The sequence below is a fragment of the Duganella flavida genome (assembly GCF_009857445.1).
In the GTDB taxonomy this organism is placed as follows: domain Bacteria; phylum Pseudomonadota; class Gammaproteobacteria; order Burkholderiales; family Burkholderiaceae_D; genus Rugamonas; species Rugamonas flavida.
Window position 1 is genome coordinate 1 of record NZ_WWCN01000017.1, and the last position, 13,182, is coordinate 13,182.

The following is a 13,182-nucleotide window of genomic DNA, read 5'->3' on the forward strand; positions in this document are numbered from 1 at the left end:
GTACATCCGCTATTACAATTACGACCGTATTAAGATGAAACTAAAAGGGCTGAGTCCTGTGCAATACAGAACTCAGCCCTTGCATGCCTAGCAAACTAAACCGTCCAACTATTTGGGGTCAGTTCACATGGCCTGTCTTTTTTTTAGCTGGCGCCAGCGACTTAGTGCTTGGCGGCTGCTTCCTTGACTTCGGCGTCGGCCTTGGCTTTGGTGGCCGCGGTTTTGTTAGCGGCCAGCGCTTTATCAGCGGCGGCGTCGACGTTTTCCTTGATCGCTTTAGCGTCGGCTTTTACCGTTTTCTTTTCGGCTTTTTCCTCGGCTTTGGCGATCGCCTTGTCTCCTTTAGCGGCGGCTTTGGCTTTATCTTCAGGATCGGCTTTAGCCACTTTCTCGTTGGCCTTAGCTACTTCCACGGCGACCTTGGCTTGCTGCACGTCGGTCACTTTATCGGCCTTGGCAGCTGCCTTGTGGGCTTTTTTATCAGCCTTGACGTCGGCTTTCATTTCTTTCTGTTCAGCTTTGGCAACATCCTTGTTGGCGTCAGCCTGGGCTTTCACGACGTCCGACGATTGTGCAAAAGCAGCAGTAGCAAACAGGCCGGCGATCAGCGTAGCGATAATCTTGTTCATGGTGTTATCCCTTTCGGTGGTTGTTGTTGAGTGCGTGAAACAAATCTTATGCCCACGCCGCCCGCCACTCTGTACGCTAGCGTACCTAATTAATGTTTCGGTGCGGCATACAAGTCGATGATGGTGCTGATCGCGTCCGCGCACACCGAGCAGAATGTGTCGCTGCGGTCGAACATGATGCACTGCATTTCGGGGCGGTAATAGCCGGTGGCTTCGTAGTTGGCGCCTTCAAACGCGCCGACCGTGTGGCGCTGCGGATCGGGCGTAAACAGCGCGCTGCTGGACACCAAGTCGCGCTTGAACAAGGCGCTCATCTCGGACTCGGGACGGTTGGCGGCGCGCAGTGCAGCGCGTTCCTTCTGGTAGGCGCGCGAGGCCGTCTCGTAGGCTAGTTTCGGCCACGGCGTCGGCAACGGCGTGCCCTGTTTGACGAATTTCTTCCACTTAATGTTGGCCGGATCTTGCAGCGCGGTGGCGTTGGGTTCCCACGGCTCGCGGCGCTCGCCGCCGGTGGCGTAGGCCACCGGCGAGGTGTAGTACTCGTCCGCCAGGCCGGCGAAGTGGTGGCCGAATTCGTGCACGAACAGGTAGTTGGCCCAGTCGTTATCGGCCGCCGCAGTGCTGAACTGACCGAAGATGCCGCCACCGCCGTAGGTGTCGTTGTTGACCAAAATCTCGATGAATTCATATGGCGCGTATTGCGCCAGCTCGCGCAGCGCGCGGTTGTCGGTGGTCAGCACATAACGTTCGCTGCCGAAGATATCGTAGCGGGCGCCCAGCGGCGACTCCTTGTGCACGCCGGTCGATGGACGCGACACGCCCGATTCGCTGGTCGGCAAGGCGATGGCCCAGACGTTGAAGTCCTTGGCGCGCTCCTTGAACGGCGAGGTGGCGAACAGGTGGTCGGCCAGGCGGCGCGCGGCGGCTTCAAATTTTTTCATATCGCGCTTGGTGTAGCCATCGCCGACGATCAGCAGATCGACCTTGTCGGGCGACGGGCCGTTGACGCGGATGGCGATAGGCTTGACCGGCTCGGGCGGCTGCTTGCGGATCACGTCCATGGCGTTGGGGTCGACGTCGGCCGTCCACACCGGCACGAAACGGTTGCTGTCGTCGCGCTTGAGGATGGTCACTTTCACCGGCTGCTCGGGACGCGGGAAGCGCACCGACTCCTGGAAGCCGCGGTTGGCGTGGGCCGCTTCCTCGGTGCTGCGCCATTCGGCGAACACGGTGGAGAAGCCGCGTGAGTACAGCAGCTGGCCGCTTTTGGCGTCGCTCACTTCCACCAGATTGTTGCCACGGTTGGTGTTGTCGATGGTTTGCGCCATGCTGCCCGGCCATGGCAGCGGTTCGACCACCACCCGTTCGACGGCGTAGTGTTCTTCTTGCGCGTTGCCGCTGTGGAGATAGTCGAGGCGCATGGTAGCCGGTTGCGCGGCCCATGCTGGCGCGGCAACGGCTACGGCGGCGCACAGCGCCAGCAGGGAGGAGAGATAGCGGATCATGGGAGTCCTGCGGTCAGTTGAAAACGTGACCGACATTGTAATCCCGTACGTCGTTCCCGCGTAGGCGGGAACCCATGCTGAGCCGACGCGGATGCAGCGTATGGGCTCCCGCTTTCGCGAGAGCGACGGCGGGCGGTGGGCGGTGGGCGGTGGGCGGCGAGCGGCGAGCGGCGAGCGGCGAGCGGCGAGCGGCGGCTATTGTGCGCCGAGCGAATGGCCGATGTCGAGCGGGCGGATATCTAAGCGCATGCGCAGGATGGAGTAGCTTTGCGGCGCGGCGGAGGCGTAGCCGGCGCTGTCGCGTGTTTTGCTGAGCGTGAACTGGAAGCCCAGCTCCGGCAACGGCGTGTTGCGGCCGCTGGTGGCGATGCCAATCGCTTCGCTGCGGCGGCTGTTGACCAGGTTTTCCATCAGCTCGACCAGCGCGTTGCGGCCCAGGATATCGGGCGAGAACACGGGAGCGGCCAGCAAGTCCTTACGCGGCTTAAGCTTGCCGCCAGCCTTGGCGTCGGACGGCGTGAACGTGTGCGTGGCGAGGTCGTACAAATCGCCGCGATCGAGGTAGCTGATGACGGCGTTGCTGACATTGAAGCCGGCGCTGGCGCCATCGGTGGTGGCGCGCGTCAGGTCGACCAGCAGCGCACCTTTGCTGCCGACGATTTCCACGCGGCGGCGGCTGTCCACCACCATCGCCGTGTTTTCGTCGATGCCCAAGCCGTATTTATAGCCTTTCTTCAGCATGGCCGGGATCATGCGGGCGAAGCGGCCGCGCACTAAAAAGTGCTGGTCGACGAACACATCGTCACCGATGAAGCCCAGGCCGGGCGCAATTTCCTGCCCTTCGGTGACGCCGCCGCGCAGGGTGGCAAACACGGTCTTGGGCGCGTAGAACATGGTGCTGCTCATGACGGCGGCGCCGGCGCTGTTGCCGGCCACCACGCCGCCTTTGCGGTAGACCTCCCATACGGCGTCCAGCACGGCGCTGCGGCTGCCGTCTGCGCGCACCAGCGCCTGGGTGATGCGGGCCTGGTCGCCGCCGGAGAAGAAGACGCCGCCGGCGCTGCGCACGGCGTCGGCCAGCAGCGGGTCGTCGGCAGCTTTGCGATAGTCGCTGTCGGCCAGTTTGACGGCCAGCGGGACCTGGAAGGCGTCGGCGCCGTATTGGTTGAGGAAGCCGACGATGGCGGCCGCCACCGGCGCCGGGTCGGCGGCAGCCGAGGCAAAGACGGCGATGCGCGCGCCCTTGCCGCCCGCCAGCGCCACGATGCGCTGCCAGACGTCGTCGTTATCAGGCCGCAGGTTGCCGCCGATGATGACCAGCGAGCCGCGCGGGCCGTCCGCTGGCGCTGGCGCGGAGGACGAGCCGGCGGTCGCGCCCAGCGGCATGGCCAGCATCAGGGCGGCGTGGAACAGGAATTTGAGGGCCATGCGCATACGGGCTCCGACCAAGGGGCTAGACGGGGTTGCCGTGCGGCGCGGGCAGTACCCCGAACGAAAGGGTCTGACCCCGTACGGGGTCAGACCCTGGCCGCAGCGGTGTGCGGGTCGGGGTGGTGCCGCGCGCTGTTACGGCGACAGGCAACGTCAACCCCGTTAATATACCTGAATGCGCGTCAGCGGTAGCGGTACAGCGGCTGCTGCAGCTGGATCGGCCGGATGTCCATGCGCAGCTTGAGCACCGAGTAAGCCTCCACTTCGGTCGAGCTGTAGCCAACACTGTTGATGGTCTTGGAGAAGCGGAACTCAAAGCCCAGCTCCGGGTTGAAATCGCGCGGGTTGCCAAAAGCGATGCCGATGGCTTCCTGCTGGGCGTTGTCGATCAAATTCACCATCAGGTCCAGCACCGCGTTGTTGCCCAGGATGTCGTTGGTGTAGACCGGCTCGCGCGTGTCGGGCTGGTTCGGATCGAGCTTGTTGTCGGCCTTGTCCGGCGACGGCGTGAACTCGCGCGTCACCAGATTGAATTTATCGCCGCGATCGAGGTAGCTAATTGTGGCGTTGCTGATGTTAAAACCTTTGATGCCACGGTCAGTAATCGCTGCCGACAAATCCAGCAGCAGCGCCCCGCTGTAGCCGATGATTTCCACATCGCGCCTGGCGTTGACCACCATCGCCGTATTCTCGTCAATACCAAGGCCGATCTGATAGCCCTTCTTCAGCATCACCGGGATCATGCGCGCAAAGCGGCCGCGCACCAGCAAGTGCTGGTCGACAAACACATCGTCGCCAATGAAGCCCAGACCGGCCGAAATTTCATGGCCATCGCTGACGCCCTGCTTCAGCATGTCCAGGGTCGACTTGGCGTCGTAGAACATGGTGGTGCTCATGATGGCCGCGCCGGCGCTGGAGCCGGCAATCACGCCGCCGTCGCGGTAGACGTCCCACACCGCGTCCAGCGCCGCCGTGTGGCTGCCATCCGGGCGCACCAAGGCGCGCGAGATGCGCGCTTGATCGCCGCCGGTGAAATAAATCCCGGTGGCCGAGTGAATCATGGCGATCACTTCCGGGTCTTCGGCCGCTTTGCGGTAATCGCTATTCGGCCAAGTCACACCGAGCGGAATGGCAAACGCTTGCGCGCCATACTGATTGAGCTTGTTGACCGTCGCTTGCGCGGCGTTTTCCGGATTGATCGAGGCCGAGCCGAACACGCCGATGCGCGCACCTTTGCCGCCGGCCAGCTGCACGATGCGCTGCCAGACTTCGGCGTTCTCAGTGCGCAGGCCACCGCCGATGATGACCAGGTTGCCCGCCGGCGGCGCCAGCACCGGCTTGGGCGGCGGCACCGCCTTGGCCGGCTTGCTGCTCTTGCCCGTCACCTGCACCTTGGGCACGGGCGCCGGCGGCGTGGTGGTGGCCGCCGCGTGCGCGACGCCGCCCAGCACCAGCAGCCACAGCATGCAGACGCGCAAGCACCCTTGCAGGCACTGCGGCAGCAGCGTCAAAGCCCTTACTTTCATGTTCCCCTTCCATTGCCCGATCAGTGCCAGATGATACCAAGCAATTGCTTAAAAACGCATTACTTGAATGCGTAATTTACACTGGCGTAGAAGCGGCGGCCGCGCACGTCGGTGTAGGTGGGGTCGTAACCGGAGATGAAGTGGTAGGCCTGGTTCGAGAACGGCGGCGCCGTATCGAACAGATTCTGGATGCCGGCCCGCACTTTCATCGACTTGGTGGCTTGCCAGGCGCCGGTCAAATCCCACAGCGAGTAGGATTTGACGCGGTTGGCCTTGACCACGCTGCCGTCGTCCAGATTGATGGCCGAGTTTTGGTCTTCGTAGCCGCTGCTGAAGGTGTTCGACAGGCTGGCGGCGAACGGTCCGCTATCCCAGTCCAAGGTGATGGCATGGCGCCAGCGCTGCACCACGCCGTCGGTGACGAAGCGGCCCAGGTTGCTGACGTAAGGACCATCAACCTCGTTTTGCAGCTTGGAGTCGATCACGTAGGTGCCGGACAAGCGGCCGCCGAAGTTGCCGGCCCAGGTTTTCACGCCCTTGTAATCAATGGTCAGATCGAGGCCGGAGGCTTTCTGGGCGCCGCGGTTTTCTTTGTACAGATCAACGTATTCGATGTACTGGTCTTCGTCGCGGTGGATCAGATTGGCGTACTTGGTGGTGTTCGCCAGCAGCACGTCGTCGCCGATTTCAGCGATCAAGTCGGTACGCTTGATGTTCCAGTAGTCGAGCGACAGCATCACCTGCTTGCTCGGCTGCAGCACCATGCCGGCCGAAAATTGGCGGCTGCGCTCCGGTTTCAAGTTAGCGTTGGAGTGGCGGTGGGTTTCCCACGCCTCGGCGCAGTCGGCGTAATTGTTGTCCACCGTGGCGCAATACACCGGGTCGGGCAACACCGCCATGGCGCTCACTTGCATCGGGCGGTACAGATCCGTCATCGATGGCGCGCGGAAGCCACGGCCGGCCGAGGCGCGGAACAACATGGTCTTGGTCGGCATGTAGCTGAGGCCGACTTTCGGGCTGGCGGCGCCGCCGATCACTTGGTAGTGGTCATAGCGGGCCGAGATTTGCGCCTCGATCTGCTTGGTCAGCGGCAGCAGCAGCTCACCAAACACCGCTTTGATGTTGCGCGCATAGCTGGTGGCTTGGCCGCCGTCCGGTGCCGGGTCGTTATTGATGTTGTCGCTCATCAACAGGGCCGACGGGTTGTAGTCGGTTTTCTCGCGCCGCACTTCACCGCCCACCGCCAGCATGGCGTCGCCGCCGGCCAGCTCGCCCACCGCATGCGAGAGCTTGAAGTCCAGCGAGTCCATGGTGCCGCGCGCGTGGCGCACTTCGTCGTTAACTTGGATGCTGTCGATCAAGTCGCGGCCCGCTTGACTGGATGGACCGAAGGGATTGATCAGGCCCGAGGCGATGCCGTCAAACAGCTTGTCTTTCAGCAGGTAGCCATGGGTGTCGCGGTCGCGGATCACGTTGACGCTGTGATTGAGGCCGACGTCATAGTCCCAGCCATTGTGGCTGCCGGTCCAGCCCAGGACAAAGCGCTGGCTTGCGCTGGTCAGTTCCGAGGTGCGGCGGCCGGCTTCGGTCAGGCGGATGCGCAGGCTGACTTCGCTGTCGCCACCGGCTTCCTCGGCGCCAAGCGCGTACGGGGCCAGCGCCGGGATTTTGCTGGCGTCGATGGTGGCGCCGTTGACGCGCGCGGTCGACGCGGCATACCAAGTCTTGGCGCGGCTCAGCGCGATCTCGGCGTACAGCTGGTTTTCCGGGTTAATCTGCAACACGCCGCGCGACAGGAAGTTGGCCTTCTCCGATTTCGGATACAACTCGGTGTCACCCATATAGTTGTAGGTGCAGCCATCGACGCCGCCGGTGCCGGCCGGCAGGTAAATATTGGCCGGCCCCGAGCAGGTCGGGATCGACAGGTTGATGGTGCGGTTGGTCAGCGGCTTGCCGTTGAGCAGGAAGCCATGGTCGTTCAAGTAATCGCGCTGGTCGCTGGTCAGGCGGATATTGGCCGGCGCCGTAAAGCCCGACAGCAGGTGCGGCAGGCGTTCGGCAATGTGCAAGTCGTCGATAAAGCTGCGCTGCGAAGTGCTCAGGGCATCGGTACGCTGGAAGTCGACCACGGCGAAGACGTTGAAACCATCTTTGACCAAGTCGCCATGGCCGGCGGTGATGGTGGCGGTGCGCTTGCCGGCACCGCCTTCTTTGGTTTTCAGGCCGTAGGCGTTCAGCTCCACGCCTTGGAAATCTTTGCGGGTGATGAAGTTGATCACGCCGCCGATGGCGTCGGTGCCGTACAGCGCCGAGGCGCCGTCCAGCAGCACTTCGACGCGGGCGATGGCGGCGGCGGGAATGTTGTTGAGGTCCACGCCGGTATCGTCGCCAGGCGAGGCGAAGTTGGCCATGCGGCGGCCATTCAAGAGCACCAAGGTGGAGGAAGTGCCGATGCCGCGCAGGTTGGCGCTGTTGAAGCCGCGCTGGTCCTTGCCGTCGGTGATCGAGGCGCCATCGGTCAGGCCGCCCACGTTGGCCGACAGCCGCGCCAGGATTTCGGTGGCGGTGGTGACGCCGACCTTGTCGATTTCTTCGCGCGTGATCACTTGCACCGGCAGTGCGGTTTCCGATTCGATGCGCTTGATGGCCGAGCCGGTGATTTCCACGCGCGCCATCGGCGCCGGCGCCGCTGCGGCCACGTCTTGCGCCATGGCGTTGCCGATCAGGCCGCTCACAGCGCCAACGCTGAGGGCCAGACGCACGGCGCGCGTCATCATGGTAGTCCGCATATTCTCTCCCGATTGTTCGATATGTAAATAATTCATTTAAACTAACTGTACGCACATGTAGGCAAAAACTCAAGAAAGCGCGCCCCCTTTCGCCCGTGCGCGATTTACTTTGTGAAAATAGTGCTACATACTCAATCCTTTCTGAACCCGCAGGCACGCTATGCAAGCAATTACCCATCCTCTCTCCGGCGCGCACGCCAACGCGGCGTATGCGCTCACCAGTTTTCATTTCGGCACGCCGGGCAGCGGCAAAAAGGTCTACATCCAGGGCTCGCTGCACGCCGATGAAGTGCCGGGCATGCTGGTGGCGCAATTCCTGCGCACCGAGCTGGTAGCGCTGGAAGCGGCCGGCAAGATCAGCGGCGAAATTATTCTGGTGCCGGCCGCCAATCCGATCGGGCTGGCGCAGGCGATCCACGGCGCCGCGTTCGGGCGTTTCGATTTGACCACCGGCGTGAATTTCAACCGCGCTTACAAGCACGTGGCCAACGATCTCAAGCAGTCGCTGGCCGGCAAGCTGGGGCAGGATGCGGCAGCCAATGTGGCGCTGATCCGCGCACACGCGCGCGCTTCGATTGCCGACTGGACGCCAGCCACCGATGCCGAAACGCTCAAGAAAACCTTGATGAGCTTGGCGATCGACGCCGACATCGTGCTCGACCTGCATTGCGATAACGAGGCAGTGCTGCACATCTACGCCGGCACGCCGCTGGCGGCAGCGATTGCGCCGCTATCGGCGATTCTCGGTTCGCACGCCACGCTGCTGGCCTTCGAGGCGGGCGGTGAGCCGTTTGACGAAGCGTGCAGCCGCTTGTGGTGGGATCTCGATCAGCACTTCGCGCATCAGTTCCCGATTCCGCCGGCCTGTTTGTCGACCACGGTGGAGTTGCGCGGCGAACAGGAAGTCAGCTACGAGCTGGCGCGCAAAGATGCCGCCGGCCTGCTGCAGTTCCTGACGCTGCAAGGCCTGCTGCACGCGAACGACGCGGCAGCGCAGGCGGCAGCGGCGCTGCTGCCTGCGCCGCTGTGCGCGGCAACGCCACTGGAAGGCGTGGAGCCGCTGTATGCACCGCATGCCGGCATTCTGGTCTACACGCGCGAACTCGGTGCGCGCGTAGTGGCAGGCGATGCGATTGCCGATTTGATCGATCCGGTCAGCGGCGAGGTCACGGTACTGCGCGCGGCGGTGGACGGCGTGTTCTTTGCGCGCAGTGCGCACCGCCATGTGATACGCGGCATGAACGTCGGCAAAGTGGCCGGCGCCAAGGCTTATCGTGAGGGCGACCTGCTGAGCGCATAACTATGACCAACAACGCCACCAAAAAATTCAAACTCCCGCATACTTTTGTCCTGCTGTTCATCATCCTGGCGCTGATTGCGACCGCCACCTGGCTGGTCCCCGGCGGCAAGTACGACACGCATCTGGTCAACGGCAAGCAGCTGATTAATCCGGACAGCTTCCACTACATCGATAGCGCGCCGCAAGGACTGGTGTCCTTGATGAAGGCGCCGATCAAGGGCTTTGTCGAGGCAGCGCAGATCATCGGCTTTGTGCTGATCGTCGGCGGCGCATTTGCGGTGTTGCAGAAAACCGAGGCGATCGACTCGATGATCAAGTCGCTGGCCAAGGCGCACGAGAGTTCGGCCTTTATCCAGAAAGCGCTGATCCCGGTGTTCATTACGCTGTTCTCGATCGGCGGCGCGACCTTCGGCATGAACGAGGAGGCGATTCCGTTTATTTTGATTTTCGTGCCGCTGGCGCTGGCGCTGGGCTATGACACGGTGATTGGCGTGTCGATTCCTTTCCTCGGCTCGCAGGTGGGGTTTTCGGCGGCGTTCCTGAATCCGTTTAACGTCGGCATCGCGCAGGGTATTGCCGGCGTGCCGGTGTTTTCCGGCTGGGGCTATCGCTTGATCGTGTGGGTGCTGGCGACTACCGTTACCATCGTGTTCATGATGTGGTACGCGGCGCGCGTCAAGCGCGATCCGACCTTGAGCCCGACCTATGCGCTCGATCTGGAAAAACGCAAGGAGCTGCCGCCCGGCGGCGTGGCCGATTTCCACGGCATGACGGCGCGCCACAAACTGGTGCTGTGGATCTTCGCCGGCTCGCTGGCGACCATGGTGTTCGGCGTGGTGCACTATGACTGGTATATCGATGAGATTGCAGCACTGTTCTTGTCGATGGCGATCGTGATTGGCTTGGTCGGCAAGCTCGATTCGACCCAGATTGTGGAAGGCTTTATGCAAGGCGCGCGCGATCTGGTCGGCACGGCGCTGGTGATTGCGCTGGCGCGCGGCACGCTGGTGCTGGCGCGCGATGCGCACATTATCGACACCATGCTGCATGCACTGATGCCGCTGGTGCAGTCGGTGCATCCGGTGTTCGCGGCGTGGAAGATGTTTGGCATCCAGACGGTGATCAATTTCTTCATCCACTCGGGTAGCGGACAGGCTGCGCTGACTATGCCGATCATGGCGCCGCTGGCCGATCTGGTGGGCGTGTCGCGCCAGACCGCAATTCTGGCTTTCCAGTTCGGCGAGTTCACCACGCCGATGATCCCGACCTCCGGCATCACGGTCGGCGTGCTGGCGTTGGCGCGCATTCCGTGGATTACCTGGGCCAAGTGGATGATTCCGCTACAGCTGATTTACGCGGTGCTGGCATTGGCGCTGCTGGTGCCGCCCTGCCTGATGAACTGGCAGTAAATTAGTCCAGCCGCCGGCGCTTGTGGCGGCGGCGTTCAATCGCAGGTCGGCGCGGGTTGGCCGCTTCTCCCGTGCGCCAATCGCCGGCGCGCATCCAGCCTTCGTTGTAGTCGCGCTGGATCCAGATGTCGCGCCACGCATTGCGCACGCAGCCGCATACGTCGTTGGCCCAGCCGCGCGGCGTGACGATGTTTCCTTCGGCGATCAGCAAGTCGCCTTCCACTTGGGCGTAGTGGCTGGTGTAGCCGTGGTTGATGCGCAAACGCGTGCCATGCGGCAGGAACAGATTTTTCCATTGGTAGCCGCGTTCGACCGGCCGGCCACGGTTGCGCGCCAGCCATTCCTTGATGGCGACGGTGGCAATGTCACCGGGATCGCGCGGGTCACGCTGCGTCCACAACATGTCGCGCAAGGAGGCATATACATGGGCCTTCACTTCCACACTGACTGCCTCGTTTTGTCTCATTTTGCCTTCTCCCATGCCTCGTTCTTTATTGTTAGACCGCCCTCTCCCTAGGGAAGTTCCAGCTGGCGTGCACAAAACGAGGCATTAGACGAGGCAAAACGAGACAAAACGAGGCACTGACTCGGGAATAGCAACCGTGTGTATATACCCGACATCAGTTGGCGTAAATATTGGGGAGATAGCGTTCCATCAGGGCGGCCGGACGCGAGGGTGGGGTGAAGCCGTAGCGAGCGTAGAGTTCGTGGGCGTCGCTGGTGGCCAGCATGAAGCGGCGCAGGCCTTGCAAGTCCGGATGTTCGAGCACCGCCTCCAGCAGCACCTTGCAGATGCCCTGCCCGCGCCAGTGCTCCACCACAAACACATCGGCCAGATAGGCAAAAGTGGCGCAATCGGTGGTCACGCGCGCAAACGCCACTTGCTTGCCCTCCAAATACGCGCCGAAACACAGCGAATTATCGATGGCCCGTTCCATCACCGGCAGCGGAATCCCGATCGCCCAGGTCGAGCGCTCGCTGAGGAACTGATGAATCAATAGCACGTCGAGTGCCGTTTTATCCGTGCTGATGTGCAAAGTCGCCATGTTTTCCGTGATCAAATAGACAAGGTTGACGTATTTTAGAGCAGCTTGCGGTTTATAATCGCTGTTGATCCTACGCGCACTTCCTACTTTTGACTATGACTTCACAATTCTCCAAAAAGGCCGAAGCCTGGTCGGCCCGCTTCAGCGAGCCCGTCTCGGACCTCGTCAAACGCTACACCGCTTCCGTATTCTTCGACAAGCGCCTGGCCAAGGCCGACATCCAGGGCTCACTGGCCCACGCCGAAATGCTGGCCGCCCAAGGCATCATCAGCGCGCATGACCGCGCCGAGATCGAACGCGGCATGGCGCAAATCAGCGCCGAAATCGATGCCGGCAGCTTCGAGTGGCTGCTCGACCTGGAAGACGTCCACCTGAATATTGAAAAACGCCTGACCGAGCTGGTCGGCGATGCCGGCAAGCGCCTGCACACCGGCCGTTCGCGCAACGACCAGGTAGCGACCGATATCCGCCTGTACGTGCGCTCGGCCATCGACGACGTGCTGCAACTGCTGCACGCCCTGCGCAGCGCCCTGACCGACCTGGCCGAAAAGAACGCCGACACCATCCTGCCCGGCTTCACCCACATGCAAGTGGCGCAGCCGATCACCTTCGGCCACCACATGCTGGCCTACGTGGAAATGTTCGGCCGCGACGCCGAGCGCATGGCCGACGCCCGCAAGCGCGTCAACCGCCTGCCGCTGGGCGCGGCCGCACTGGCCGGCACCACCTTCCCGATCGACCGCGTGCGCGTGGCCAAGACCCTCGGCTTCGACGACGTCTGCCACAACTCGCTGGACGCCGTCTCCGACCGCGACTTCGCGATTGAATTCACCGCCGCCGCCTCGCTGGTGATGATGCACGTGTCGCGCATGTCGGAAGAGCTGATCATCTGGATGAGCCCGCGCGTCGGCTTCATCGACATTGCCGACCGCTTCTGCACCGGCTCGTCGATCATGCCGCAAAAGAAAAACCCGGACGTGCCGGAACTGGCGCGCGGCAAGACCGGCCGCGTGTTCGGCCACCTGATGGGCCTGTTGACCCTGATGAAAGGCCAGCCGCTGGCCTACAACAAGGACAACCAGGAAGACAAGGAACCGCTGTTCGACACGGTCGACACCCTGGTCGACACCCTGCGCATCTTTGCCGACATGGCCGGCGGCATCAGCGTCAAGCCAGAGAATATGCGCGCCGCCGCGCTGCAAGGCTACGCCACCGCCACCGATTTGGCCGACTACCTGGTCAAGAAAGGCCTGCCCTTCCGTGACGCCCACGAAGCCGTGGCACACGCCGTACGCGCCTGCGACGACCTGAAGATCGACCTGGCCGAGATGACGCTGGAGCAGCTGCGCGCCTTCTCGACCCTGATCGAGGATGACGTGTTTGCCGTGCTGACCTTGGAAGGCTCGGTTGCCGCCCGCGACCACGTCGGCGGCACCGCGCCGCACCAGGTAAGACTAGCCATCGCCCGCGTGCGTTCCCAGCTCGCGCCATAACCGTCGCTCCCGCGCAGGCGGGAGCCCATAGAACGCCGGCTCAGCATGGATCCC

General features: G+C 62.7%; 11 protein-coding genes. 4 read left to right on the forward strand and 7 right to left on the reverse strand.

The annotated features are described in order from the left end of the window. Positions 1–91: IS3 family transposase (locus GTP46_RS23115; protein WP_161006927.1), on the forward strand; the 91-nt coding region annotated here is incomplete at its 5' end. Between the two features lie 70 nt (positions 92–161). Here the strand turns inward: GTP46_RS23115 and GTP46_RS23120 are convergent. The 5 genes from GTP46_RS23120 to GTP46_RS23140 all read right to left on the reverse strand — a co-directional run bounded on the left by GTP46_RS23120 (position 162) and on the right by GTP46_RS23140 (position 7,880). After that, on the reverse strand, positions 162–629 hold the full coding sequence (locus GTP46_RS23120) for a hypothetical protein (protein WP_161008988.1): 468 nt from the start codon (positions 627–629) through the stop codon (positions 162–164). 89 nt (positions 630–718) lie between these two features. After that, positions 719–2,134, reverse strand: coding sequence for an IgA Peptidase M64 (locus GTP46_RS23125; protein ID WP_161008989.1), 1,416 nt, complete (start codon positions 2,132–2,134; stop codon positions 719–721). A gap of 195 nt (positions 2,135–2,329) precedes the next feature. Continuing rightward, the gene (locus GTP46_RS23130) at positions 2,330–3,568 is read right to left on the reverse strand and encodes a cyanophycinase (RefSeq protein ID WP_161008990.1); all 1,239 of its coding nucleotides are present in this window, start codon (positions 3,566–3,568) and stop codon (positions 2,330–2,332) included. 179 nt (positions 3,569–3,747) lie between these two features. Next, positions 3,748–5,091 carry a cyanophycinase gene (locus GTP46_RS23135; protein WP_161008991.1) on the reverse strand — a complete coding sequence of 448 codons (1,344 nt, stop codon included), beginning with the start codon at positions 5,089–5,091 and terminating at the stop codon, positions 3,748–3,750. A gap of 59 nt (positions 5,092–5,150) precedes the next feature. Further along, positions 5,151–7,880: a TonB-dependent receptor gene (locus GTP46_RS23140; RefSeq protein WP_161008992.1), complete on the reverse strand. Its 2,730-nt coding sequence runs from the start codon at positions 7,878–7,880 to the stop codon at positions 5,151–5,153. 160 nt (positions 7,881–8,040) lie between these two features. Here GTP46_RS23140 and GTP46_RS23145 point away from each other — a divergent pair, with 160 nt between their 5' ends. Together GTP46_RS23145 and GTP46_RS23150 are read left to right on the forward strand one after the other, a co-directional pair. Continuing rightward, entirely contained in the window at positions 8,041–9,180 is a 1,140-nt protein-coding gene (locus tag GTP46_RS23145) for a succinylglutamate desuccinylase/aspartoacylase family protein (protein WP_161008993.1), read from the forward strand. Between the two features lie 2 nt (positions 9,181–9,182). Next, complete coding sequence (locus tag GTP46_RS23150) at positions 9,183–10,589, forward strand: YfcC family protein (protein WP_161008994.1); 1,407 nt, start codon at positions 9,183–9,185, stop codon at positions 10,587–10,589. Position 10,590: 1 nt separating this feature from the next. On the opposite strand, the gene GTP46_RS23155 is transcribed toward GTP46_RS23150, so the two are convergent. Together GTP46_RS23155 and GTP46_RS23160 are read right to left on the reverse strand one after the other, a co-directional pair. After that, positions 10,591–11,055, reverse strand: coding sequence for a hypothetical protein (locus GTP46_RS23155; RefSeq protein ID WP_161008995.1), 465 nt, complete (start codon positions 11,053–11,055; stop codon positions 10,591–10,593). Positions 11,056–11,209: 154 nt separating this feature from the next. Continuing rightward, positions 11,210–11,635 (reverse strand): GNAT family N-acetyltransferase, encoded by a 426-nt coding sequence (locus GTP46_RS23160; protein WP_202414409.1) that lies wholly within the window; start codon positions 11,633–11,635, stop codon positions 11,210–11,212. 95 nt (positions 11,636–11,730) lie between these two features. Between GTP46_RS23160 and argH the strand changes: the two genes are divergently transcribed. Further along, entirely contained in the window at positions 11,731–13,128 is a 1,398-nt protein-coding gene (gene argH / locus GTP46_RS23165) for an argininosuccinate lyase (protein ID WP_161008997.1), read from the forward strand. Positions 13,129–13,182 lie beyond the last annotated feature (54 nt).